The 24840-nt window shown below is 61.5% G+C and carries 23 protein-coding genes and 1 pseudogene; 10 read left to right on the top strand and 14 right to left on the bottom strand.

Annotated features, from left to right (window positions below; genetic code table 11):
* The first annotated feature begins 3 nt into the window (after window positions 1-3).
* The 3 genes from NKJ73_RS01360 to NKJ73_RS01350 all read left to right on the top strand — a co-directional run bounded on the left by NKJ73_RS01360 (window position 4) and on the right by NKJ73_RS01350 (window position 3783).
* Entirely contained in the window at window positions 4-1521 is a 1518-nt protein-coding gene (locus tag NKJ73_RS01360) for a S10 family peptidase (protein ID WP_352568075.1), read from the top strand.
* A gap of 148 nt (window positions 1522-1669) precedes the next feature.
* Entirely contained in the window at window positions 1670-3112 is a 1443-nt protein-coding gene (locus NKJ73_RS01355) for a sensor histidine kinase (protein WP_352568074.1), read from the top strand.
* Entirely contained in the window at window positions 3109-3783 is a 675-nt protein-coding gene (locus tag NKJ73_RS01350) for a LuxR C-terminal-related transcriptional regulator (protein ID WP_352448141.1), read from the top strand. The genes NKJ73_RS01355 and NKJ73_RS01350 overlap by 4 nt, the downstream gene beginning before the upstream one ends.
* A 39-nt stretch (window positions 3784-3822) precedes the next feature.
* Here the strand turns inward: NKJ73_RS01350 and NKJ73_RS01345 are convergent, their stop codons facing one another.
* Complete coding sequence (locus NKJ73_RS01345) at window positions 3823-4368, bottom strand: hypothetical protein (protein WP_352568073.1); 546 nt, start codon at window positions 4366-4368, stop codon at window positions 3823-3825.
* A gap of 807 nt (window positions 4369-5175) precedes the next feature.
* On the opposite strand from NKJ73_RS01345, the gene NKJ73_RS01340 reads away from it, so the two are divergent.
* From NKJ73_RS01340 to NKJ73_RS01320, 5 genes are all read left to right on the top strand, one after another.
* A complete protein-coding gene (locus tag NKJ73_RS01340) occupies window positions 5176-6180 on the top strand; it encodes a LacI family DNA-binding transcriptional regulator (RefSeq protein ID WP_352568072.1) in 1005 nt (334 codons plus the stop codon).
* Between the two features lie 73 nt (window positions 6181-6253).
* Entirely contained in the window at window positions 6254-7609 is a 1356-nt protein-coding gene (locus tag NKJ73_RS01335; RefSeq protein ID WP_352539309.1) for an ABC transporter substrate-binding protein, read from the top strand.
* A gap of 21 nt (window positions 7610-7630) precedes the next feature.
* Window positions 7631-8557 carry a carbohydrate ABC transporter permease gene (locus NKJ73_RS01330; RefSeq protein WP_352568071.1) on the top strand — a complete coding sequence of 309 codons (927 nt, stop codon included), beginning with the start codon at window positions 7631-7633 and terminating at the stop codon, window positions 8555-8557.
* On the top strand, window positions 8550-9392 hold the full coding sequence (locus NKJ73_RS01325) for a carbohydrate ABC transporter permease (protein WP_352568070.1): 843 nt from the start codon (window positions 8550-8552) through the stop codon (window positions 9390-9392). The genes NKJ73_RS01330 and NKJ73_RS01325 overlap by 8 nt, the downstream gene beginning before the upstream one ends.
* Before the next feature lie 24 nt (window positions 9393-9416).
* Window positions 9417-10613, top strand: coding sequence for a glycoside hydrolase family 172 protein (locus NKJ73_RS01320; RefSeq protein WP_352568069.1), 1197 nt, complete (start codon window positions 9417-9419; stop codon window positions 10611-10613).
* Window positions 10614-10689: 76 nt separating this feature from the next.
* Here NKJ73_RS01320 and NKJ73_RS01315 read toward each other — a convergent pair whose 3' ends face one another.
* Window positions 10690-11061 (bottom strand): VOC family protein, encoded by a 372-nt coding sequence (locus NKJ73_RS01315; protein WP_352568068.1) that lies wholly within the window; start codon window positions 11059-11061, stop codon window positions 10690-10692.
* Window positions 11062-11361: 300 nt separating this feature from the next.
* Between NKJ73_RS01315 and NKJ73_RS01310 the strand changes: the two genes are divergently transcribed.
* Complete coding sequence (locus NKJ73_RS01310) at window positions 11362-11676, top strand: hypothetical protein (RefSeq protein ID WP_352568067.1); 315 nt, start codon at window positions 11362-11364, stop codon at window positions 11674-11676.
* A gap of 120 nt (window positions 11677-11796) precedes the next feature.
* Window positions 11797-12236 (top strand): annotated as a pseudogene (locus tag NKJ73_RS01305) (DUF2267 domain-containing protein).
* A gap of 12 nt (window positions 12237-12248) precedes the next feature.
* Here the strand turns inward: NKJ73_RS01305 and NKJ73_RS01300 are convergent.
* From NKJ73_RS01300 to NKJ73_RS01245, 12 genes are all read right to left on the bottom strand, one after another.
* On the bottom strand, window positions 12249-13244 hold the full coding sequence (locus tag NKJ73_RS01300) for a LacI family DNA-binding transcriptional regulator (protein ID WP_352568066.1): 996 nt from the start codon (window positions 13242-13244) through the stop codon (window positions 12249-12251).
* Window positions 13245-13312: 68 nt separating this feature from the next.
* A complete protein-coding gene (locus NKJ73_RS01295) occupies window positions 13313-14647 on the bottom strand; it encodes a sulfatase family protein (RefSeq protein ID WP_352568065.1) in 1335 nt (444 codons plus the stop codon).
* A gap of 22 nt (window positions 14648-14669) precedes the next feature.
* Window positions 14670-15485, bottom strand: a complete 816-nt coding sequence (locus NKJ73_RS01290; RefSeq protein WP_352568064.1) for a carbohydrate ABC transporter permease — start codon at window positions 15483-15485, stop codon at window positions 14670-14672.
* Window positions 15486-15492: 7 nt separating this feature from the next.
* A complete protein-coding gene (locus NKJ73_RS01285; protein ID WP_023675501.1) occupies window positions 15493-16446 on the bottom strand; it encodes a carbohydrate ABC transporter permease in 954 nt (317 codons plus the stop codon).
* 4 nt (window positions 16447-16450) lie between these two features.
* The gene (locus NKJ73_RS01280; protein ID WP_352454143.1) at window positions 16451-17698 is read right to left on the bottom strand and encodes an ABC transporter substrate-binding protein; all 1248 of its coding nucleotides are present in this window, start codon (window positions 17696-17698) and stop codon (window positions 16451-16453) included.
* Between the two features lie 200 nt (window positions 17699-17898).
* On the bottom strand, window positions 17899-18711 hold the full coding sequence (locus NKJ73_RS01275) for an SDR family NAD(P)-dependent oxidoreductase (protein WP_352448128.1): 813 nt from the start codon (window positions 18709-18711) through the stop codon (window positions 17899-17901).
* Window positions 18708-19709 (bottom strand): sugar phosphate isomerase/epimerase family protein, encoded by a 1002-nt coding sequence (locus tag NKJ73_RS01270; protein WP_352448127.1) that lies wholly within the window; start codon window positions 19707-19709, stop codon window positions 18708-18710. Before NKJ73_RS01270 ends, NKJ73_RS01275 begins: the two co-directional genes overlap by 4 nt.
* Window positions 19710-19746: 37 nt before the next feature.
* Complete coding sequence (locus NKJ73_RS01265) at window positions 19747-20520, bottom strand: SDR family NAD(P)-dependent oxidoreductase (protein ID WP_352454144.1); 774 nt, start codon at window positions 20518-20520, stop codon at window positions 19747-19749.
* A gap of 4 nt (window positions 20521-20524) precedes the next feature.
* Window positions 20525-21622, bottom strand: coding sequence for an ABC transporter ATP-binding protein (locus NKJ73_RS01260; protein ID WP_352454145.1), 1098 nt, complete (start codon window positions 21620-21622; stop codon window positions 20525-20527).
* Between the two features lie 10 nt (window positions 21623-21632).
* Entirely contained in the window at window positions 21633-22565 is a 933-nt protein-coding gene (locus NKJ73_RS01255; protein WP_352568062.1) for a carbohydrate ABC transporter permease, read from the bottom strand.
* Window positions 22558-23496 carry a carbohydrate ABC transporter permease gene (locus NKJ73_RS01250; protein ID WP_352568061.1) on the bottom strand — a complete coding sequence of 313 codons (939 nt, stop codon included), beginning with the start codon at window positions 23494-23496 and terminating at the stop codon, window positions 22558-22560. The genes NKJ73_RS01255 and NKJ73_RS01250 overlap by 8 nt, the downstream gene beginning before the upstream one ends.
* A 57-nt stretch (window positions 23497-23553) precedes the next feature.
* A complete protein-coding gene (locus NKJ73_RS01245) occupies window positions 23554-24819 on the bottom strand; it encodes an ABC transporter substrate-binding protein (RefSeq protein ID WP_023675509.1) in 1266 nt (421 codons plus the stop codon).
* Window positions 24820-24840: the final 21 nt, after the last annotated feature.

Raw genomic sequence — 24840 nt, 5'->3', positions numbered from 1 at the left:
GTCATGCCTATCAAGCTGCAAGAAATCGCCCTCGCTCTTCTGCTGTTGGTTGCCGGAACTGGGGTGGGTCACGCGGAGACGGCCCAGCGGCCGCCGCCCACAGGCGGGGTTCTCTCGCTCCTGCCACCGCCGCAGACTTCCGATCATTCGATCGTCATTGCCGGACGCACGCTCGATTACGAGGCCAAGGCCGGCACGCTGTCATTGCCGTCCGGCAAAGGCGATATCACCGCCGAGATTTTCTACGTCGCCTATGCACTGCATTCCGGGAAAGAAACGGGACCGGATCCGCGGCGCCCGATCACCTTCGTGTTCAATGGCGGTCCGGGAGCAGCTTCCGCTTATCTTCATCTCGGCGCGCTCGGTCCGCGGGTCCTGGCGACGGCGGCCGATGGAAGTTTCTTGCCGCCGCCGCAGAGGCTGTTCGACAACCCCGACACTTGGCTCGACATGACCGACTTGGTCTTTGTGGACCCTGTTGGAACCGGTTACAGCCGTGAAGCGCCCGGCACGGAAGCACACAGCTTCTGGGGCGTCAGCCAGGACGCCGCGTCGATAGGCGCGTTTATCCGGCTCTATCTGGCGCAGACGAACCGTACGGTATCGCCTGTCTTCCTGGCTGGCGAAAGCTATGGCGGCTTTCGAGCAGCATTGCTCGCCAGGAAGCTTCAGGAAGACATCGGCATCAGCCCGAGTGGCGTCGTGCTGATTTCGCCGGCGCTCGAATTCACGCTGGTGCGCCCGGACGAGTTCCAGCCGCTCCACTGGGCGCTGGAACTGCCGTCGCTGGCGGCAGTGCGCCTACACAGCGAAGGCGTTTCCGGCCCGGCCCTGCAGGAGCGGCTGGCGGAAGTCGAACGCTATGCGCTCGGCGATTATCTGGCCGCGCTGGCAGGTGGGCTGGAGCAGGGTGGGCGCCTGGCGAGCCAGCGTGTCGCCGCAATCACCGGTCTGCCACTCGATCTCGTCCAGCGGCACTTTGCACGCATTCCCATAGGGCTGTTCGCCAAGGAGTTTGCACGGGCAAAGGGCAATGTTCTCAGCGCCTATGACGGCAACATCGCGACAGCGGACGTGGCGCCAGAGAGCCTGGGAGTCGAGGGTCCCGATCCGGTGCTCGACCGAAGCGTGCCGGCGCTCACCTCCGCTTTCGTCGGCTATGTGCGTGATGAATTGAACTTCCGCACGGATATCAGCTATCGGCTTCTCAACCGTGAAGTCAGCGGCAATTGGGACTATGGGACGAGCGCGACGCGTCAGGGCTATGCGGGTGTCATGGACGACCTTCAACAGGCGCGCGTGCTAAACCCCAGCCTCGGCGTGCTGATCGTCAACGGCTACAGCGACCTAGTGACGCCGTACATGGGCTCGCGCTACCTGCTTGGTCAAATTCCTTCGCTTGCCGGCGCAAAGCCCATTCGCACCGAGGTGCTGGAGGGCGGGCACATGATGTATCTGAGGCCGGATGGACGGGCGGCACTGAAGCAGGCCGCGTCCGAGCTTTACCGAACGACGCAATGAGACGGTTTGCCCAAAAAAGCGCCGGATACGCTGTTCGCCCTCTCATCAGGCCCTAGTTCCATCGCGATTGATCGGTTACACACCTAGGATGGCGTCTTTCAGCGACGTTCGACAACGGATTAGCCGGCTCTCCAGAATCGCGCCACTGGTGCGGCGTGCTGCCGAGCGGGCCATTCGGAACACCAAGCCACACAGGCTGACAAGCCTTGTTGACCGTTGGAATGCGCTGTCGCTGGCAACGCAGTTCCTGCTCGCGGGCGGTCTATTTTCCCTGTCAGCCATGGTGGTGGTGGGGATTTCCGTCACGAACCATATAGAAACCGTGGTCACGCAGAATTCGGCTTCCGCGACGGCTCTTTACGTGGACAGCGTTATCGCGCCGCTGCTTCCGGATATGCGCAAGAGCGAAGTGCTCGACGAGAGCGTCGCCCATGCGCTCGATGAAACGCTGGGACAAGGGGCACTCGGCACAAGGCTCGAATCCTTCAAGCTCTGGCGTCGCGACGGAACCATCCTGTATTCGACCGACAAGACATTGATCGGCAAGCGCTTCGAACCCAGCGACAATCTCCGGGCGGCATTCGCAGGCCAAATGGTCTCGGAGTTCGACAAGCTCGACGATCCGGACAGCGAGGCCGAAAGAGCCAGCGGCTTGCATCTCCTCGAGATCTACAATCCGGTGCTGCAGCCATGGTCGGGGGAAGTGGTGGCCGTTTCGGAATTCTACGAGGTCGCCACTGATTTTGAAAGAAACCTGCATCAGGCGCTCATTCGAACCTGGCTGGACGTTGCCGCCGTCACAGCGGCCTTCTTTCTCGGGCTGTCGGCAATCGTGTTCCGTGGCAGCCGCATGATCAGTTCGCAGAGCCGCTCGTTGAAGCAGCGCATTGCCGAGCTTTCCGATCTGCTTGCGCAAAACAGACTGTTGAGGCTGCGGGTGCAGCGTGCCTCGCAGCGTGCCACCGCACTTAACGAACGCTATCTCAGGCGCATCGGTGCGGACTTGCACGATGGCCCCGCGCAATTGGTTGCTCTCGCGGCGCTGGGGATCGACAGCCCCGTCATTGCCGATCCCGCTACGCCGCAATCGAAGCGCGCACAGGACTTGCTGGCCATCAAAGCACATCTGGACGATGCCATGCGCGAGATCAGGAGCATCAGCAAGGGCCTTGTCCTGCCGCATATCGAGCATGCCGAACTGGGTGAAATTCTCCAGCTAGCCGTACAGGCGCACGAAGAACGAACCGGCGTCAAAGTGAGATTATCGATGACCGGCGGCCATGCGCCGTTGTCGCCGGCGGCCAAGATTTGCATCTTCCGCTTCGTCCAGGAGGCGCTGAACAATGGATTCCGTCATGCCGGAGGTGAAGGTCAGTCGGTCGAGAAACATTTCGACGGCGAGCGCGTTTGTATCGAAGTGGCCGACGCCGGCGCTGGCTTTGACCCGCAAATCGTGCGTCCCGAGAGGCTGGGACTCGTTGGGCTGCGCGAGCGGGTGGAAAGCCTCGGGGGCCAGTTTACCGTGACTTCCTCACAGAGTGGCACAGTCGTAAGAATGGCCCTCAACATCGTTGAAATGGGGCAGACATGACAGTAGCCATCAAGCTCGCCATCGTCGACGACCACCCGCTGTTCAGGGAAGGCGTTGTGCGCACGCTCGATCAGATCGGCGGGTTCGAGATCGTCGGTGAAGGAAGCAGCAGAGACGATGCCCTGCGGATAATCGAAGACCAGCGGCCCGACATTCTGCTGATGGACATCTCGGTTCCTGGAGGTGGCCTTGGCGTGATCGGACCGGCCCTTGAGCGGCATCCGGCACTGAAAATTGTGATGCTGACCGTTTCGGAAGAAAACCAGCACGTGATGACCGCGTTGCAGAGCGGGGCAAGGGGCTATGTTCTGAAGGGGGTCGGGTCGAGGACGTTGGCTGCGATCCTGCGCACGGTAGCGTCGGGCGAACGATATGTCTGTCCACAATTGTCGGCGCGCCTGTTGGCCGATCTCTCGGCTCAATCAAAAGAGCCGGCGAAAGCTGACGGACTTGCCGACCTCACCAGCCGCGAAAGGGAGATCCTGACGCTGGTTGCCGCGGGACTGAGCAACAAGCGGATCGGGCTTCGGCTGAACCTGCATGAAAAGACGATAAAGCACCACATGACGCGAATCCTGGCCAAGCTCAACGTCAGCAACAGGACCGAAGCCGCCATGACCTTGCGCGACGCGACTGAGCGCCGCCATCCGCCTGTTCGCGATCATGCTTGAGCCGAAATTGCCGCACTGCGCGGCCATGTGAACTGGCCCTCAGTTGATCATTCCAAGCAACCTGTCCCGATCGGAACGCGTCGCCAGGCGCCGAATGATGATGCGGCCCTCGGCATCCCGCATTTCATATTGGTCGCTGTCGATGCGCTCACTGAGTCCGTTCGAATGCACCACGCCAATGCTCGGGCCGCTCACCTCGACCCGGTCTCCTGTGGATGCGTTGACAAAGAGTTTTGGCTTGCTATCGGGGTTTACCGCAGGGGCGGGATCAGGGAGATTGTCGTCCTGCGACTTTGCTTTGCCCTTGCCGGCACCAGCGTTCGAGTTCGAATTGCCGGAGTTTCCACCCGAATTGCCCGAATTGCCGTTCCCATTCCCGTTCCCGTTCCCGCCATTGCCGTTCCCGCCATCTTTGGCCCAGGCAGCCTGCGGGCCGAGCGGCTGCGATGATCCATCGACCACGACGCGATAGGGGCTCACGACGAGAATGAAGGTCAAGACGACTACAGAAATGCCGACATGACGTCCTCGTGAAGATCCGGTCCTTCGTTTCCGGGTCGTCATCAATGAACTTGCCAGTCGCATGTCGGAACTCCCCTTAATCATACGGCTCTGTCGTACTGCCTCCTGTTCGAATTCGTGTGATGCTTAAAACAATGGTTTGCGTCCGGAACGTCAAGACCCACCAGTCCCACGATGGTAACTGGTGGGTCTCGCTAGCGCAGGAAGGGACTATTTACTGCGCAAGTCTTTTGCCTTCCCGTGGTTGCGTCTCTCCGCGGTAGCGCCGACTTCCACCGTCAGCCAACAATAAATCCAATGGCCGCGACCCCGAAGCACAGGCCAAATAACGGAAAAAGCAGCCAACGTGCCTGGTGAATGCTCGGGTCCATGGCGGCCTCCTGTAACAGTCGGCATCGCAACGGGGCTCCTCGGAACTCAGTTCCTGAAACTCTCGCATTTCGGGCTTTTGCGATAGCAGCCTCGGACCAAAGTTTGGCCGTGCGGGTCCTTGGTCGATAGGCCTACAGACTGAAGTCCCTATGCCAGGAGCCGCCCTGCATTCGGCGACCTTTGTGTCCAACTGGCAGCTGCGATCCACCGCCCTCTTCGAATGCTTTGCGTTTCTGGCTCTATGGCAGCAACGCCGTTGGTCTACTGCCGCATCGTTGAAACGCCACCAATACAGACCCATATGCGAATTGCGTCGGATGTCTCCTCCCATTGCGTCCGGCGCGTTCCCCTCTGGAGGTTATAGACCTTCACACTTGGCCGGGCTTAACAACCCGGCCTTTTCTTTTGGCATTTGTGTAATCCGCCTGACGGCCCTAATTTGCGAGACATTGGTAAAATCGATTTGCAAATGCATTCATGTGCCCATAACTTGTCACCATGAGCACGATTTCCAAAGTTGCCACGCGAGCGGGCGTGTCGCGCACGACCGTGTCGCATGTCATCAACCATGCGGACCGGGTATCGAAATCGCTACGTGAGCGCGTACAAGCGGCGATCGACGAACTCGGCTACACGCCGAACCCGCAGGCGCAAAGCCTGCGCACCGGCCGCACCAACATCATCGCGATGCTGATCCCGGACATCCGCAACCCGTTCTATCCGGAGCTGGTGAAAACGGCGCAGTCGACGCTCGAAGTGGTCGGCCTCGACATGCTGATCTTCAACACCGACGTGCCGGGCGGACATTCACAGGATCACGGCCGCGAGTATTTGCGCCAGATAGGGCGCAAGCGGGTCGACGGCGTCATCGTTGCCGACTTCGCGCTGCACGGCATGCACAGCGAACTGCTCAGCCTCGATCTGCCCGCCGTCTTCATCGGCCATCTGCCGAACCATGCTGTCGACAGCGTCCAGATGGACGATTTCGGCGGCGGCTATCTGATGGGCGAGTATCTGGCGAAGAGGGGCCATCGCCGCGTCGCCCATGTCACCGGGCCAGCCTTTTTCAAGGAGGCGATGGCGCGTGCCGCCGGCTTCGAAAAAGGGCTCGCCGACAATGGCGTGCCAATCTCCGCCGATCTGCGGTTCGAGGGAAGCTATCTTGCCCCGTCAGGGCGGGAAGCGGTCACCTGGCTCAGGGAGAAGCACGGCGGAAACCTGCCGTCGGCGATGTTCTTCGCCAATTATCTGATGGCCTCCGGTGCGCTGACCGAATTCTACGACCATGGGATCAATATCCCTCAGGATATCGCCATCGCAGTCTTCGATGACCTGCCTCAACTGGAATATGTCAGGCCGAAGCTGACCCGTGTCGGCAACAGTCCGACAATGCTTGCCAAGCGCGCCACGCAAATGCTGCTCGAACGGCTGGGTGGCAAAGTCGAGGGCGCGCCGCGCACCGAAGTGATCCCATGCGTGTTGAGCCCATTCGACAGCGCGTGACGCCAGGTGCCGGCAAAGGGAACGGAGGTCCCTTCGCCAACGTTCGACCGAACAACATCCAAGGGAGGAATTGATGACTGACAAAACGACCCGCGACCGGCCATTGGCCAGCCTGAACCGCCGTCGGCTGATCCAGGGCGGCGCCACTTTCGCTGCCGCCGGCCTCACAGGCTTCCCGTTCATCAACAGGATGGCCGTGCGCGCTCAGGAAGCGCCGCTGAAATTCTGGCAGTTCTATGCGCCTGGGGGAGACGTGAAGCCGCAGGTCCAGTGGTTCGAGAAGCTGGTGGCCGACTGGAACGACGGCCACGACCAGAAGGTCGAGCTCGAATATGTCGTCAACAGCGAATACATCTCCGGTTCCAAGCTGGCAACGGCCTTCGCGTCGGGCGAGGGCCCTGACATCTTCCTCATCAGCCCCGGCGATTTCCTGCGTTATTACAATGGCGGCGTACTTGCCGACCTGACGCCGCATATCGAGGATGCCGCCAAAGCCGATTTCCCGGAAAGCGTCATCGCCAACCGCATGGTGGACGGCAAGATCTACGGTGTGCCGATGGAAGTCGAGCCGATGGCCTTCTACTATTCGGTCAAAGCGTTCGAGGATGCAAAGCTCAACGAGAACGACGTGCCGAAGACCTGGGACGAGCTGTTGGCGGTCGCCAAAAAGCTGACGACGCCCAGTCGCTACGGCGTGCTGTTCGAAACGACTCCCGGCTATTACCAGAACTTCACCTGGTATCCGTTCCTGTGGCAGGGCGGCGGCGAATTCCAGGGCAAGGACGGCAAGAGCGCCTTCGATTCGCCGGCCACCGTCCAGGCGCTGAAACTCTGGCAGGATGCCATCAATACCGGCGTGGCGCCGCGTCAGGTGGTCGGCGGCGGCTTCGACATAGTCGCCAATCTCGGGGCAGGGCTGTGCGCCATGCAGAACTGCGGCATCTGGGGCATTTCGGCGATGGACAACAACGCCAAGGACGTGCCCTACGGCATCTTCAAATTGCCGACACCGGCCAATGGCAAATACGTCACCGTCGGCGGTGGCTGGGCCTTTGTCGCCAATGCCGGAGGCAAGAACCCGGATGCTTCCGCCCAGTTCTGCGCCTGGGCGCTGGCCTCAATGGATCCGGCATCGATCGACCGGGTCGTCAACTGGTGCACTGTCGCCAAGAGCGACATGCCGCCGCGCAACAGCGCGCTGAAGGCCGGCGCCGATGTCTTCAGCACCGGCAAGTTCGGCACCTTCGCCAAGGAGATCCATCCGGGGACGCGCGCCGAGCCGCGGGTTCCGCCGGAGGCCTACAAGATCATCTCCGACGCCATCCAGTCGGCACAGCTTGGCGGGGTTGATGCCCAGCAGGCGGCGACGACGGCCAGTCAGCAACTCGATGCGTTCCTCGCTTCCTATTCCGGCGCGCCGATCCTTTAGGCCCTTTCCAGCATGGATCAGATGAAACCGCCAGCCGCGGGCGCGAATTCCGCCCGCGGCCTCACCGCCAAGCAAAGGGAGCGCTACGCCGCATGGCTGTTCGTCCTGCCCGATGCGCTCGGCTTGCTGGTGTTCGTCGGCGTGCCGATGCTGCTGTCGCTCGCCGTCGGGTTTTTCGAGGTCAACGGCTTCGGCGGCTACAGGTTCGTCGGGTTCGTCAATTACAGGCGCATGTGGGGCGACCCGCTGTTCTGGTCGTCGGTGAAGGTGACGGTAGCCTATGCCGTCATGCTGGTGCCGGCGCTCTACGTCGCCGGACTGGGACTGGCGCTTCTGGTGCAGAAGACCAACCGCTTCAACGCGGTCATGCGCTCGATGTTCTTTGCGCCGCAGATGGTCAGCCTGGTCGTGGTGGCGCTCGTGTGGCAGCTCATGCTGGTCGAAAAGGTCGGCATCGTCAGCCGGCTGGCGCCGCTCGTCGGCCTCGGCGGAATTTCGCTGCTCGGCGATCCAAATCTGGCGCTGTTCACGCTGGTGCTGGTCAGCGTCTGGTTCCTGATGGGTTTCTACATGCTGATCTTCCTCGGCGGGCTCCAGGACATCCCGGCAGAGTACTACGAAGCTGCAAAGATCGACGGTGCCGGGCCGGTGACGAGCTTCTGGTACATTACTTTGCCCTTGCTCAAGCCGACCAGCTTCTTCGTCCTCCTGGTCTCGCTCGTCGCGGCTGTCGCCGGCGGCCAGGTCTTCGACCTGATCTATGTGATGACCAAAGGCGGTCCGGTCAATTCGACCTCGGTGCTGATCATCTATATCTACAAGCAGGCATTCCAGTTCGGCGCGTTCGGCTATGCATCGGCAATGGCATCGCTGCTGGTGCTGGCGCTGATGCTGGTCACGGTCTTCTTCTTCGTGCTGACGCGCGGCGGACGCTTCGAGCATGACTGACGGCCGAACTCCTTCCGGCCGTTCGCAGATACGAGCGGCGAGACTTGCCTGGATGCTGGCAACCGCCGCACTTGGCCTGATGACGGTATTCCCGCTTGTCTGGATGCTGATCATCTCGCTCAAGCCGGCGAGCGACGTCTTCACGCCGAGCCTCATTCCGGAACGCCCGACGCTCGGCAATTTCCTCTATGTGCTGACCGAGGTGCCGTTCCTGCGCTATCTCTTCAATTCGTTCTTCGTGTCGGCGACGGTGACGGTCGCCGCGCTGTTCTTCCATTCGATGGCCGGCTATTCGCTCGCACGGCTCCGTTTTCCGGGCCGCGACACGCTGTTCCTTGCCATGTTCTCGACCTTCCTGGTGTCGCTGCCGGTCATCATCGTGCCGCTGTTCATCCTGACGCGGATGCTGCACATGCTGGACAGCTATGCCGGGCTGATCATTCCGGCGATCTTCAACGCGTTCGGCATCTTTCTGCTCAGGCAATACTACCTGTCGCTGCCCAGGGAACTGGAAGAAGCGGCGATCATGGATGGTGCCGGCTACTGGCGCATCTATTGGAGCATCATCCTGCCGCTCAGCCGGCCGATCCTGTCGGCACTGGCGATCCTGTTCTTCCTCGCCAACTGGAATGCTTTCCTGTGGCCGTTGACGATCACATCGGACCTCGATCTCTGGGTGGTGCAGGTAGCCATTGCGAACTTCAAGAGCCAGTACGCCGCCGCCTGGAACTACGTCATGGCCGCTTCGACCATCGTAGCCGTGCCGATGCTGGTTCTTTTCGTGATCTTCCAACGCCAGATCATGGAATCGATCAAGACAAGCGGCCTGAAATAACCGCTGAAGCAAGAGGAGAAACACATGGATAATGCCGGCTTGTCGCCGCTTCGCGGGCTCGCCAAATTGCGCGACGCCAAAACCCGCCGGTTCTCAAGCTACGACCGCACCGGCGGCAATGACGACCGGCTGCACATTGAACCCGGCCAGACGGTGGTGATTGCCGAGCATGACGGTGCCGGCATCGTCACGCATATCTGGGCGACGCTCGCCTGCGAGAGCGAGGCGTTCCTGCGCAAGATCGTATTGCGCGCCTATTGGGATGGTGAGGCACATCCGAGCATCGAAACGCCGATCGGCGATTTCTTCGGCATGGGCCACGCCCGCACGCGCAATTTTGCCAGCCTGCCGGTGCAGGCAAGTCCCGAGGATGGCAAGGCCTTCAACTGCTACTTTCCGATGCCGTTTGCCAGCCACATGCGCTTCACCGTCACCAATGAGGCTGAGGACGACCTGCTTTTCTATTACTATGTCGATCTCGAACTGCATGAGGAACTCGAGGAAGGCCTGGGCCGCTTCCACGCCCAATACAGGCAGCAGCGACCTGATGGCATAGACGAGACGGGGCTGGCCAACGAGCAGGTCCTGTTTGGCGGGGAAAACACCGACGGGAACGGCAACTACACCATCCTGGAGGCGGAAGGTCATGGCCACTATGTCGGCGTGCTCTATTCCGTCTATTCGCGGCGGCGTTCCGCACTATGGGACTGGTATGGCGAGGGCGACGACATGATCTTCGTCGATGGCGAGCCGGGCATTTCCGTGCCGGATACAGTGCGCAAGCCCGATCCGCGCATCGGACCGAAGGCCGAACTGATCGACGATCGCGGCGAGACCGGCCCCGGCGCCAACGATGCCTGGCCGCCGACGCTGCACGGCACCGGCACGGAAGATTATTTCAATACGGCATGGTGCCCGACACAGGACTACAGCGCGCCCTATCACGGCATCATCGCCGCCGGCGGGCCGAACTGGACCGAGCCGGTTACGCTCTATCGCTGGCACATAGAGGACCCGGTCATCTTCCACAAACGGATCCGGGTGACCATCGAGCACGGTCACGCCAATCGCCGCTCGGACGACATTTCGTCGGTCGCCTTCTGGTATCAGGCCGAACCGCACAAGCCGTTCGAAGCGCTTGCCGATGTCGAGGACCGCATCCCCACCTATCGCGCGCCTTATCACAATTGGAATGCCGCCTTCGACGAGAAGAGGCGTTAGGCCGGGATGCGTTCGAATTGAACCGTGCATCCCGCGCTATCTGCGTCGGGGCACGACACTGCCGCAGCGCGCCACCTCAGCTGCGAGGTGGAAGTTGCTGGACAGACCAGGTGTTGCCGTCGGGATCCTCAAAGAAGACAAATCTGCCCCAGGGAAAATCCTTGATATCGCTGACCTCGATACCTTGAGCGGCCAGGTACCGGTGTGCCTCATCGACATCGGGCACGACCAGTTGCAGGCCCCTTATGGATCCCGCGGGGCTGTCGACGAGGCCCTTGCCCATGGCAATCGAACAGGCCGAACCGGGCGGCGTCAATTGCACGAAACGTATCTCGTCGCTTACGGTGTGGTCGTGATCGAGATGAAAGCCGACCTTCCCAACATAAAAGGCAATTGCTCTATCGACGTCCGATACGGGGACCGGGACTAGTTCCAGCTTCCAATCCATGACAGCCCTTTCGCAGCTTGATCGCCAAGTGGTGCCGAACACCGTGGCGCCATCCCGCCATCTTCCCAATGCCATTGTCGGCGCGGGCCGCTCAGTCAGTCAAGAGATACCCGGGCTCGGGCAACGTGAGGACTGGTCTCATTGCTGAGACGGCGTTCGGAACCGATGAGCACAAGCTCAGTTAGGCGGAGGACAACCACCTTTCGGATCAGCAAGGACGACTTTAATGATCGGAACGCAGGGCGCCGAATACAACTGTGGGAAGGTTGAACGGGCGTCGTTGACGCGCGAAGGGATTGCTTGGAAGCGACGCTCGCCGAAGCTGGCGAGGCGAAGCCGAAGCGCAATTATGCCGTGAATGCCTACGATTCGACCTGCCTTCTCCTTGCCGCGATCAAAGACGCCAGCACTGTATCCAAGGGATATCCGAGCCGGCGCGACGTTCTGGCGGCGGTGCGCGATATCCGTTTCAAGGGAATCGCCTATCGCGAGCCGGTGCGGTGGGATGAAAAGGGCGACAATCTGGCCGCTGTGACTGCACTCAACGGGGTGGAAAACGGCCGCTTCCGACAGATCGCCGAAATCCAGCAGATGCAGAGTGTAGAGCAGACCTGACGCCGACAGGCTCTTCGACCGAACCGGTTTCCGCCGCTTTGCCAGGACGATTTTCACAGGACCACGAAACAATAATCTCCGGTCGCCGTTTCGCCCGCAGAACCTTTCGAGGAGGCGACGATGAGCGCAACCGGCTTGGACGTTTTTGACAAAACGCTGCAAATAACAAACATCTGGCTTGACGAGATCATGGCGGATCTTGGTCCGGATCGACACGTCGCCTGGCATACATTGGGCGCCGTTCTGCGAACCCTTCGCGACAGGCTGCAGATCGGACTGGGGCCAACTTGGGAGCGGAACTGCCGCTGCTAGTGCGCGGCGCCTACTATGATCGCTATCGGCCCGCCGACATGCCCGACAAGACACGCTCGCTCGAGAAGTTCCTGCAACACATCGCCGATGAATTGAAATCGACTCGTCCTGTCGATCCCGAGGATGCGGCACGCTCAGTGCTGCGTGTGCTTGCACGGCATATCGACCTTGGCCAGTCGGCAAAGGTGCGGGATGCGCTGCCAAAGGAAATCCAGGTCCTCTGGCCTGAAAGCGTGGGCGTCAAATAGCGGCGATCCTGCTCATGCGGACGCGCGACGGACCAACTGCCACGAAACGCTGAAAAGGGTAGGTATTGCGCCCGGTGTTGCTGAGATCAATGAGATCAGATGATCGGCAAGATGGTCGTAGTGGGCAGTTTCGGGGCCGATTGTCGTCAATGCCGGATGACTGAATTCGCCCTCGTCGATATTGCCGCAGCCGATGACTGCAATGTCGCCGGGCACGGAGAGGCCGGCCTCCTCGAATGCGTGCAGGGCGGTCACGGCGGCAAAATCGGATTCGACGAAAAGCGCGGTCGGCCGATCCTTGCGGGCGGCCAGCGCCGTAGCATTGGCAAACGCAGCCTTGCGCGCCTCTGCACCGCCGATCACCAGGTCGTCTCGCAGCGGAAGGGCGCGTGCTTGCAGGAAGCTGCGATAGGCGGCGAGACGGCTCGCGTCCACCGCTTGCTCATGCACCATATAGGCGATGCAGCGATGGCCGGCTCCGTAGAGGTAGTCGAGAGCCTCGAAGACGGCCCTGCCGGTATGCTGGCGCACAACCGAGAAGCCTGCCGGCTCGATGGTCGGATGGAAGATCACCGCTGGCCGGCCCGCGGCCGCCAGGCGCGCGGCCAAGAGCATCACCTCGGGCTCGGAGAGATGCTGCCAGTCGGCGATAATGCCGTCTGCCAGCCCGCTCTCGATTTCCCTCACGATCCGGTCGGTTCGCTCGAAGGCGTCTCCCGCGGTGATAATTGTCGAAAATCCCCTCAGCGCCGCTGCAGATTGGATATCCTGCGCGATCCGGTCGCTGAACGGCACGCCGAGACGAGGCAGTACAAGGCAGATTCGCTCGGCCTGCTGGCGGCGCAGCTGCCGCGCGGTGCGGTTTTGCACGTAGTTGAGCTCAGCGACGGCCTCGAGGATGCGCTGCCGCGCCTCCTTGCCGACGAACTTCAGGCGCGTGCTGTCGCCGCTGAGCAGGTACGACACGGCAGCGGTCGATACATTGGCGCGCCGGGCGACATCGGCCATGGTCGGCGCCTTTCTGCGATCGGAACTTCTCTCGTGCATTGTTGGATCCGCTGCGCGACGTGACATGATCAGCTGTCGCTCAGCCGGATTTCATTCCAGCTTCCATACCCGGCGGCAAGGATCTCGGGCCTTGCTTCGCCGGCCTCCTCCATCAGGGCCACGATGCGGCCTCGCAGCCATGCACGCGTCTCTGCGTGATCGGGCGAAGCTATGAGATTGGTTAGCTCGTTCGGATCGCCATCGAGGTCGTAGAGCCTCGCCTCGACATAGAAATCGCTGCCGGAATCCCGCCAGCCGTCTTTTCCCGGCGCCTCGACCTCATATTTCCACCGTCTGGTGCGCAACGCGCGGCCGACATGGTGCTCGCTGATTTGAATGAATATCTCGTCGCGCGACGGCCGTTCGCCCTGCAGTGCGTCGAGCAGCGAGACGCCCTGCATCGAATTGGGCACTTTCAGGCCGGCCGCGGCGAGCAGGGTCGGCGCGAGATCGACGAGGCTGACCAGGCCTTCATATGTGCCGATGCGCTGGAAGCCGGGGCCGTGGAATAGCGTCGGCACGCGGATCGACGCCTCATGACAGGAACGCTTGTATTCGTTGTTGCGGGTCTTGAAGTGACAGCCATGGTCGGAGGTGAAGAGGATGATCGTGTCGTCAAGCCGGCCAAGGCTGTAGAGCGCCTCGACCAGCCGTCCAAACGCCTCGTCGAGGCGTGCGACCATGCCCAGATAGCCGGGGAAATGTTCCGCTGTCGTGCCGCCAAGTGCGGCGAGATCGCCGGGAATGGCGAGCTTCTTGCGGATCCTGTCCTCGTATCCGAGCGGGGCAGGGTAGTTGTCCGTCTGGTTCTGGTGATGCGGCTCGAGGAAGGACAGGAATAGGAAGAACGGCTCGTCTTCCCTCGATGCGACATAGCGGATTGCAGCGTCGGTGAGGGCATCGACGCGGTATCCCGGCAGCTTCACCGCCTTGCCGTCATTGTCGTGGAGGACGGTGTCGAAGGGGCCGGAAGTGAACTCCAGGATGTTGGAGGCCAGCCAGTAGCGATAGCCGCCGCGTTCTTCCTGGGTGACCGGCTCGGCGGACCCCAGGTGCCATTTGCCGATATAGGCGGTGTCATAACCTGCTGCGGCGAAATGGTGCGCGAGCGTGCGCTCGCTCTTCGGCAGTGGGATGTCGTTGCGGTAGCAGCCGGTGATGGTCGGGTACCGCCCCGTCTGGAAGACGGAGCGGGCGGGGCCGCAAACGGGCTGGCAGGTAAACGAATTCGCCACGAACGTGCCGGTCCCGGCGAGGCGATCGAAATTTGGCGTAAGCTCGAGCGGATTGCCATGGACGCCAACGGTGTCCCAACGCTGCTGGTCGGTGAAGAAGACGATCACGTTCGGTCGGCGAGACGTCATGGGATGCAATAACTCCGAATGGTCATTTCATGCCTGCCAGCATCACGCTGCGGACGAAGTAGCGCTGCGTGAAGAGGAACAGCAGCAGGCTCGGGATGAAGAGAATGATCCCGCCCGTCGCCGTCAGGTTCCACTGGGTGAAGAATTCCTGGTTGAAAAGCGTCAGTCCCGTCGTGATCGGCCGCATTTCGGTGGTGTTGACGGCGACCAGCGGCCAGAGGAATTCGTTCCACTGGAACACGAAGGTGAGGAGGGCCAGCGTCGCCAGTGCCGGACGGACCTGCGGCAGCACGATGCGCCAGTAAAGGCCGAGTTCCGAGCAGCCGTCCATCCGTGCAGCGTCAAGCAACTCGTCGGGAATCGGACGGATGAACTGCCGCATCAGGAAGATTCCGTAGGCGCTCATGGCGAATGGAAGGATAAGGCCCCGATAGGTGTTGAGCCATCCCATCCGCGCGGTGAGCACATAGAGCGGGATCATGCGGATGAAGAATGGGATCATCAGCGTCGACAGCACCGCGACAAACATGACGCGCTTACCGGCGAATTCCATTTTCGCGAAGACGTAGCCGATCAACGGATCGAAGATCAGATGGAGGAAGGTAATCCCGCCGGCGATGATGAAGCTGTTGAGCGTGAAACGCGCGAACGGCGCCTTTTGCCAGATGTCGATGTAATTCGTGAATTGCCACGTCTCGGGGATCAGAATCGGAATGCCGCTGAAGACGTCGGCATCGCTCTGCAGCGACAGCGAAAGCATGTAAAGGAACGGAAAGATCGACAGCGCCACGCAGAAGAGCAGCAGTAGGTAGGACGGGAGCGTTTTTGCGAATGTCATGCCAATCTCAATAGGTGGTTTCGCGGTTGAGCAGGCGGAACTGAACGAAGGTGATGGCCAGGATCAGCAGGAACATCAGGAAAGACAGCGCCGAGGCGTAGCCGATGTTGAGCTCGAAGAAGGCTGCCTCGAACACGTGCAGGCTGAAGAACCGCGTCGCGTCGGCCGGTCCGCCCTTGGTTATCAGGTAGGCCGGCGCCAGCTCCTGTAGCTGGCTGATCGTGCTGACGACCGCGATGAACAGCGTGGTCGGCGTCAACAACGGCCAGGTCAGATAGCGGAATTGCTGCGTCGGCGTGGCGCCGTCGATGGATGCGGCATCGTAGAAGTCGGACGGGATCGACTGCAACGCGGAGAGGTAGATCAGCATGGCATAGCCGACATCCTTCCACACCGTGATGGCGATGAGGGTCGGCAGCGCGGTCGAGGTGTCGCCGAGCCAATTCTGGGTCGGCAGCCCAAGCTCGGCAAGGAAGCTGTTCAAGATGCCAGTGTAGGGATCGAGAATTGCCTGCCACATCAACGCGACGATCACGAAGGAGGTGATGTAGGGAAAGAAGATGATTGCGCGGATCAGAGTGCGCCCCGGGATCGGCCGGTTGAGCACGACCGCCAGTCCGAGGCCAATGGCGATGCTGGCCGCGGTGACGCCTATCGCGAAGGCCAGCGTCACGAAGAGCGACTGCCGAACGCGCGCGTCGCCGAGGGCAGCAACGTAGTTGTCCAGTCCGGCGAATCGGCTCTCGCCGATCAGCGGCTGGCCGCTGTACAGGCTCGCCCAAAACTCCAGTCCTATCGGATAGAAGAAATAGACCGAGAAATAGAGGATTGCTGGCGACAGCAGCAGGTAAGCGAGAAGCGTTTGTCTGGTGCGCCGGCTGAAGCGGGCAGCTCGCCGGGTCGGCATCGCGCCGACGCGAATGTCCGTATCGGCCGTATCGGTGCTGCCGCTGATAAACATCGGCCTAGTTGTTGGCCAGGATGACGTTGGCCTCGGCCGCGAATTTCGGCATAATCTCGGCTGCTGGCTTCTGATTGTAGATGATATCCTCGAGCGCACTTTGCAGAAGCTTCTCGATTCGCGCGTGCTTGCCGGTGAGGCGCAGCTCGGCGGTGACGTCTTGCGCGTAAGGCAGGCATTTGCTGAAGCTGCCGATGACCGGATCGGCCTGAACCTCGGCATTTTCGGCCCAGGATTTGCGCGGCATCGTCATGCCCGCTTCCTTGGTAGCCGCTAGTTCCGTGTCGAGCGCGACGAGCCGCTTCAACAACTCCCAGGCCTCCTTCGGGTGCTTGGCGTCCTTAGGGATCATCACGCTGACGCCGCCCGCGAACGTCGCCTGCACCTTGTGCTTGAGTGATGGCGCAACCGCCCAGTTGAGCTTCGGGTTGCCCGAGCGGATCGGCTTCACGTCCCACGGGCCGGTTATGATCATTGCGACCCGGTTGGCCGTGAACAGCTTTTGCGGACCCTCATAGTCAGCACCCGCCGCCGGCTTGGTCGCTGCTTTTTCCTTGTGGATCAGGTCGGCGAGGAACTGGATCGCTTCGATCGCCTCAGGACTGTCGAGATTGACCTTGTTTGTCTTGGGATCGTAATAGCTTACGCCGTTCTGCAGCAGCCACGACGAATAATATCCGATGCTGGGGTTGGGAGCGAAGCCGAAGCGGGCGCCGGTCGTCGTCGCCTTGGCAACCTTCAGGAACTCCTCCCAGGTCGCAGGCGGCGCGTCGAAGCCCGCCTGCTTAAGCATATCGACGTTGTACACGAGGGTGGCGCAGGTGAGGTGGATCTGGACGCCATAGTACTGGTCGCCGAGTTTGTTGCGCTCGACGGAATAGGCTTGCCAGTCGTCGGGATAGCCGATCGCCTTGCCGTCTTGTTCGATGAAGTCGTTCAGCGGCCGCAGCAGATTCCGCTGGCCGAATTCCTGCACCCAGCCGCCGGGTTCGGCGACGAGATCGGGCGGGCTCTTCGCAGCAAAATCCGCCACCAGCTTGGTGCGCATATCCGGCCACTGGAATTTCTCCCACTGCACCGACCATCCGGGATGATCGGCCTCGAACTTTGCTATTGCATCGGCATAAGCTTGATAGGCGTGGCCGGCGTTCCAATAGAGCGTCAAGGTCTCGGCATGGGCCGCAGTCGCGGTCGTCAGGGCCACGCCCAAAACCATGCCGTGCAGGAATCCGACTGACTTGTAGCGGCTCATCTTGGTCTCCTCCCTGGTTTGCCACCCGCCTTCCTCACAATGGATGGCGTCATATTATTCGATTAATATACCCGCTATACCTCAGTTTTTGTCAAGCTGAGACTGTAATGCAGTGCATAGTTCTGGCCGAACTCGGGCGGAGCTATCTACAGCGCGCGATGGCGAAGTTGCTTCCGGTACCCGGTATGGACGATCGCGGCCTAACCTGGAAAGATCGTGAAACCGCCATCGACGCGGATTACCTGCCCGTTGATGAAGCGCGCGCGCGGACCGGCGAGGAAGGCCACCGCTTCGGCGATCTCTTCAGGCTCCGCATACCGGTTCAGCGATTTCTTGCTCGAATCCATGCGCTGCGGATCGACCACACGGCTCGCCTGGAACCGTGCCGTCTTGGTGGCGCCGGGGCTCACCGCATTGACGCGTACGCCATCGTCGATCAGTTCCTTGGCGAGGCAGCGCGTATAATGGACGACAGCCGCCTTGAGCGTCGAGTAGACCACCTCGGGCGAGCATCCGATATGCGCTGCCGCCGAGGCGATGTTGATCACCGAGCCTGAGCCACGCTTGACCATCGGCGGAACGAACGCCTGGCAGACCAGCATCGTGCCGATGAGGTTGTTCTCGGTTAGAACCTTGATGTCTTCGTAGTCGATGTCCAGTGCGTTGTTGGGATTGGGCTTGACGCCCTTGGCGCCGATGTCGCCGCCGGCGCAGTTTACCAAGACGTGCACGTCGCCGAGCTCCGCCTCGATCTTCCTCTTCATTTCCGCGACAGCTTGCTTGTCGCCGATGTTGCCGGTGACCGCGGTGATGCGCGTCCCATGCTTCTCCAAGCCCCTGGCAGAGTCGCCGAGGTCCGCGAATTCGCCATATTGAGATGGCCGGGCCCAATCGAGGTCGTGGACCGCGACGTTTGCGCCAAGTTCGGCCAAGCGGTCGGCCATCACGCGGCCGAGGCCGCGTCCCGAGCCGGTGACGAAGGCGGTCAGGCCGCTGAGTTCTCGGGCAGTCATGCTGATTTCTCCATTGCAATGAAATCGAATTTCATCATGTTGGCGGCGCTGCGCCGGATCATGTCGAGCTCGTACGAAACGAGCGCACCGTCATCATCGCGCTCCCATGGCGTGCGGTAGTCGGCGTCGTCCGCAAGGCGGTTCAGGCGCGCAGCACTCAGGCAGGCCGCGAATTCGCGGGCGGTCTTCGGCGCATATCCGTTCCACCAGTCGTCGGTGAGACAGCGAACGTGACGGGCCTCCAGCGCGCCGGGCTCAAGCACCGCCGTCAGCGTGTCGTGGTGCTCGCCAAGGATGGCTGCCAGTTCGGCGAAAGGCACGGCGCCGTCGCCGATCGCGCAGCGGACCAGGCGGTAGCCCTCATCCGTGAACTGGACGCGATAGTCCTTGAGGTGAACGTGGCGGACATGGGGCGCGATCCGGCGCGTGAAGGCAAGCGGCGCCTCGCCGACAGGAAAGGTGTTGCCGGTGTCGTAGGTGATGCCGACACCCGGCCCGCCGAGTTCGCAGAACGCAACCAGTTCGTCGCTGCCGAAGTCCTGATGGTTCTCGATGCCGAGCACGCGTCCCTCGGCCGCCGCACGCGGCCCCCATTCCGTCAAGGCAGCGCGAATCGTTGCGTTGAACTCGCTCCATTTCGGACCCCACGCATTGCGGTCGCCGCACAGGACAGGCGTCAGTGCGATACGGATCGTCGTCGCCTCGAGCAGGCGCGCAGCCCGAAAGGCGTTGTCCAGCGGACCTGCCACTAGAAGTCCGCCGCTCACCACCGGGACGATGTCCAGCGCGGCAAGACGCCTGCGCAGGGCGACGATTTCGGCGTCAGTCAAGTCGGTCAACCAGGGTTCGTAGATCTCGAGCGTGCGTGCGCCCAGTTCCTGCGCCAGCGTGATGAAGCCTTCCAGCCCCACGCCGTCCGGATTGTGCCGCGGCGTGCCGCGGCCCTGCAGGCCGAGATAGTAGGTCAGTCCGTAAGGGTTGAGGCCGAGACGAAACATCAGCTTGGCGGTTCCAATGGAGAGCGGAGAGGCGTCACTAGCGCAGACCGGCATCGACGGTTATGGACTGTTTGGTGATCATGCGGCTGTCGTCGGCCGCCAGGAAGAGCACGGTGCGTGCAATCTCCTCGCCCAGCAGGACGCGGCGAATCAATTGCCGCTGCACCGTCTGGTCGACTGCCTCCTGCGTCTTGAACCACAGCTCGCGCTGCCGCTCGGTCATGACGGCGCCGGGTTCGATCGCATTGACGCGGATGTTATCCGGTCCGAACGACCGCGCCAACGCACGCGTCAGCGCCACCACGGCCCCCTTGGCGGTGGCATAGGCCACCATCTGGTCCGCTCCGAACCGCCAGGCAATGGAGGAGAAGTTTATGATCGAGCCGAAGCCGAGTTCCTTCATATGCGGATGCACTGCCTGCGCGGCGAAGAAGTGATGCCTCAGATTGACGTCGAAGCTGCGGTCCCAATAGTCGGCCGTTACCGCGTCGATGGGATGGCGCTGATCATTGGCTGCGTTATTCACCAGGACGGCGACCGGACCAAGCCGCGCGCGCACGCCTGCTACCGACGCCTTTAGCGCATCGACGTCGGTCACATCGCAATGGAGATATAACGGAGCCTGCCCGGCGGCACCAGCGAGCTCGCGCACCAACGCCTCCGCTGGTTCGTCCTGCACATCGAGAAAGGCTATCCGGGCGCCGTTCGCCACGAAGGCGCGGACCATATCGGCGCCAATGCCGGAGGCGCCGCCGGAGATCAGCACGACCCGATCGGTCAAGCTCGGATAAGTCGCGAATTGTACGGACATCAAACTACAGAAGCGCCTTGGTTGTTGGATCGAACAGACAGGCACGCGACATGTCGATGCCGAGCGTTATCGTCTCGCCCATGACGGGAGCGTCATCCGGCTCGAAACGGCCGGTGATCTCCAGGTCACCCAGCCTGAGCACGGCAAGCGTCTCGGCCCCGGTAGGCTCGACCAATTCGACCGGCGCCTGCATGGACGCCACAGCAGGTTTGCGCGACTTCAGATCGGTCGTGAAACGGTAGATGTGTTCCGGCCGGATACCGAGCACGACGTCCTGTGGCGCACCGGCGGGCATCGGCGCGGCAAGGGCGAGGCTGGCGTCGCTGCCGTCAGCGGCGCGTACCGAGATGCTGGTCGAGCCCGTAAGCCGGGCGGGAATGAAATTCATCGCCGGCGATCCCATGAAACCGGCAACGAACATGTTGGTCGGCCGGTCGTAGATCCGCTTCGGCGTGTCGAACTGCTGTACCGAGCCCTGGTTCATCACCGCAATGCGGGATGCAAGCGTCATCGCCTCGACCTGATCGTGGGTGACATACACCGTGGTCTTGCCGACGCGATGGTGAAGCTTCTTGATTTCGGTACGCATGTCGACGCGCAGCTTGGCGTCGAGGTTGGACAAGGGCTCGTCGAACAAAAACAGCTTCGGGTCGCGCACGAGGGCACGCCCCATCGCAACGCGCTGCCGCTGGCCCCCCGAGAGCTGGCCGGGCTTGCGTTTAAGCAGCTGTTCGATCTGCAGGAGTGCGGCAACCCGCTGGACAGCTTCCGCCTGCGCCGCTTTTGGCACGCCGCGGCTCTCCATGCCGAAGGTGATGTTCTGGCGCACCGTCATGGTGGGATAGAGGGCGTATGACTGGAACACCATCGCAATATCGCGGTCCTTGGGTTGCACCGAGTTCACCAGCCGGTCGCCGATCCATATCTCGCCCGACGTGACGGTTTCCAGTCCGGCGATCATGGCGAGCAAGGTTGACTTGCCGCAACCCGACGGGCCGACAAGGGCGACGAATTCTCCGGTCTTAGCCTCGAGATCGATGCCGGCAAGAATCTCGAGCGAGCCGTAGCTCTTGTGAAGGTTGCGGATCATCAACGCGGACATCGGCGACGCCTCATTTTATGGCGCCCTGGGTGAGGCCGCGCACGAAGTATTTTCCACCAAACAGATAGATCAGCAGCGGAGGCAACGCGCCGATCAGCACGGCTGCGCTCATCACATCGTAAGCACGCGCGGTCGTGCCGCCGGCCGTGAGCGCGACCAACGCCGCCGTAATCGGCTGCTGCTGGCCCGATGTGAAGACGACGCCGAACAAATACTCGTTCCAGATGCCGGTGAACTGCCAGATGACGGTGACAATCAGAATCGGCGGCGACAGGGGCAGGATGATCTTGCGGAAGATCCGCCAGAAGCCGGCGCCGTCGATGCGTGCCGCCTTGATCAGGTCGTCCGGTATGCTGACGTAGAAATTGCGGCAGAACAGGGTGGTGAACGAGATGCCCTGGACGACGTGGATCAACACCAGCCCGTATGTGGAATTGGTCAGGCCGAGCTTGCCGAGCAGGAACGCCCACGGCATCAACGAAATCTGGCCGGGCATGAATACGCCGAGCAGCATCAGATTGAAGATCAGTTCGGAACCCCTGAAACGCCACTTGGAGAGGATGTAGCCGTTCATGGCGCCGAGAATGGTGGAGATGATGGTGGCGGGGATCGTCATCGCCAGCGAGTTGAAGAAATTGCGCTTCATGCCCTCGCAGGTACCGCTGACGCAGTAGGATCCCCAGGCCTGCGCCCACGCATCGAACCGGAAGCTGCGAGGTACGGAGATGAGGCCGTTGCGGGCAATCTCCGACTGCTCGCGCAATGAGTTGAAGATCACCACCAGTAGCGGCACGAGATAGACGATCGCGAAAAGCGTCAGCACGGCATAGACAAGGAAGCGGCTCCAGAAATGCCGGCGCGTGGCCGCGGCAGCTTCCGGATCAAAGCCGGTCGGATTGGGGCGGGCCGGATCAAAGCTGACATCGGGAGCAATTTCAGCCATTGCGGCCCTCCGCCCGCCGGCGCCAGACGATCCACAACGAGTAAGGCACCAGCACCACTGCGACCGCCGCGAGCATCATCATCGCCGCGGCGGCACCCTCGCCGATTTGGCCGCGCTGGAACATCAGATCGTAGACATAGATGGCGGGGAAGGTGGTGGACACACCTGGGCCGCCTCGCGTCAACGCCGCCACCAGGTCGAAGGTCTTGATGGCGAATTGTATCTGAATGACCGCCACCGCCAGGAATATCGGAGCGATGGTTGGCAGGATGACCCTCCGATAAGTCCGGAAAACCGACGCGCCGTCGATTTGCGCGGCTTTGACGAGATCCGGATCGACCGACCGCAGACCGGCCAGGAAAAGTGCCATTGCGAAGCCGGACGACTGCCAGATACCGGTTATGATCACCGCATAGATCGCAGTGTTGCGGTTGGCCGTCAGGGCGAAGCTGAAGTCGGTCCAGCCGAGCCCGCGAACGAAGGCCTGGATACCGTCGACAGGATTATAGAGCCAGCTCCACACCGTGCCGGTGACGATGAAGGACACCGCCAACGGGTAAAGGAAGATGGTGCGCCAAGCCGCCTCGCCGCGGACGCGCTGGTCGATTGCGATCGCGAGCAGCAGGCCAACCGCCATAGAGCCAACGATATAGAAGCCGCTGAACAGGAAGAGATTGGTATAGGCGATGTTCCAGCGCCGGTTTGCCCAGAGCGAAGCGTAATTGTCCAGGCCGACGAACCCATAGGTCGGCAACAGCGACGAATTGGACAGCGAGATGTAGAGTGTCCAGAGCGTGAAGACGAAAACATAGATGAAACTCGCCGCTATCGACGGCGCCAGCACCAGAATGGGCACCATCGTGCCCAGGCGCTCGCGCCACGGACGGGCCGCGGCAGCTGCGGCTGGTACAATCAGATCATGGGTGGACATCGGGCTGCTCCGGCGAGGTCTGGCCGGGAGCTTCGCCCCCGGCCATCATCGGCAGCGTCACTTCTGCGCTTCGGCCGCATCCGCCATCGCATTGGCCGCGTCCTGCGCACTCATATCCGGCGTTGCTACAAACTCCGTGATGCTATCCATTATTGCGCCGCGGACCTTTTGCGGAACCGTCATGTTGTGCGCCATCGAACGCACGAGCGTGCCGGCGGCGATCGAGGCTTGCAGATCCTTTTGCGAGAGTTGCTGGCAGGGATTGAAGCCGTTCGAAAGATCGACGTCGAGGCGGGCCGGAATGGACCCTTTGGTCTGATTGAAAATGGTCTGGAATTCGGGCGACAGGATGATGCTGGCAAGCAGCTTCTGTCCCTCGATATAGTCCGGGTCCTTCTGCTTGAAGAACACGACGGAGTCTGAATTCAAGATGAAACCGGGCTTGCCCCAATCGGTCGGCGCCTGAGCGCAGACATAGTCGGTGCCCTCCTTGAAGCCGCCGGCCGTCAGCAGGCCGATCGTCCAGTCGCCCATGATGTGGAAGGCGGCCTCGCCGCGGCCGACGAGATGCGACATGGTATCCCAGTCACGCCCGTTCATGCCGGGGTCCATGTACTTCGAGGTCATGGTGCGAAACTGCTCGAAGGCCTTGACCATGCCGTCGCTGCGCATGGCATCGACGTCGCCCTCGACGAAAGCTTTCTTGTAGAGATCGAGGTCCTGACCGTACACGACCACTTCGAAGACGGTCGAGTCGGTCCAGTCGGCGGTCGAGTGCGAAATGCAGATCTTGCCGCTGGCCACGATCTTGTCGCAGGCGGCGTTGAATTCCGCCCATGTCTTCGGCATCTCGGTGACGCCCGCGTCCTTCATGACCTTCGGCGATGCCCACAGCCAGTTGATGCGGTGGATGTTCATCGGCGCGGCCACCCAATTCCCGGTCGGCTTCATCACCGGCAGCAATTCGGGAGCGACGACCTTCTCCCAATTTTCCGCCTTCGCCAGGTCGTCGAGATTGGCTGTCATGCCCGTCTCGTTCCATTCGGCGATCTCGGGGCCTTTGAGCTGCACAGCGGGAGGTGCGTTGCCGGCGATCACATCAGCACGCAGTTTGGCCAGGGTATTGGCCGTATGGCCTGCGATGGAGGTCTGCTGCCAGGTGCCACCCTTGGCGGTAAACATCTCGCCGAGCTTGGCGATAGCCTGGGCGTCCGATCCGGTGGCCCATTGATGCAAGAGGTTGGTCTTCGGCTCCGCGAGGGCTGTTCCGGTAATCAAGGTGAAGGCGGTAGCGGCCGCAAAGGCCGTCCTCAGGTATTTCATCGTTTCACTCCCATATGTGAT

The sequence above is a fragment of the Mesorhizobium sp. M0074 genome (genome assembly GCF_040322975.1).
Lineage (GTDB): Bacteria > Pseudomonadota > Alphaproteobacteria > Rhizobiales > Rhizobiaceae > Mesorhizobium.
The sequence above is the reverse complement of the archived record's forward strand: the minus strand, read 5'-3'. Positions and strand labels throughout refer to the sequence as shown.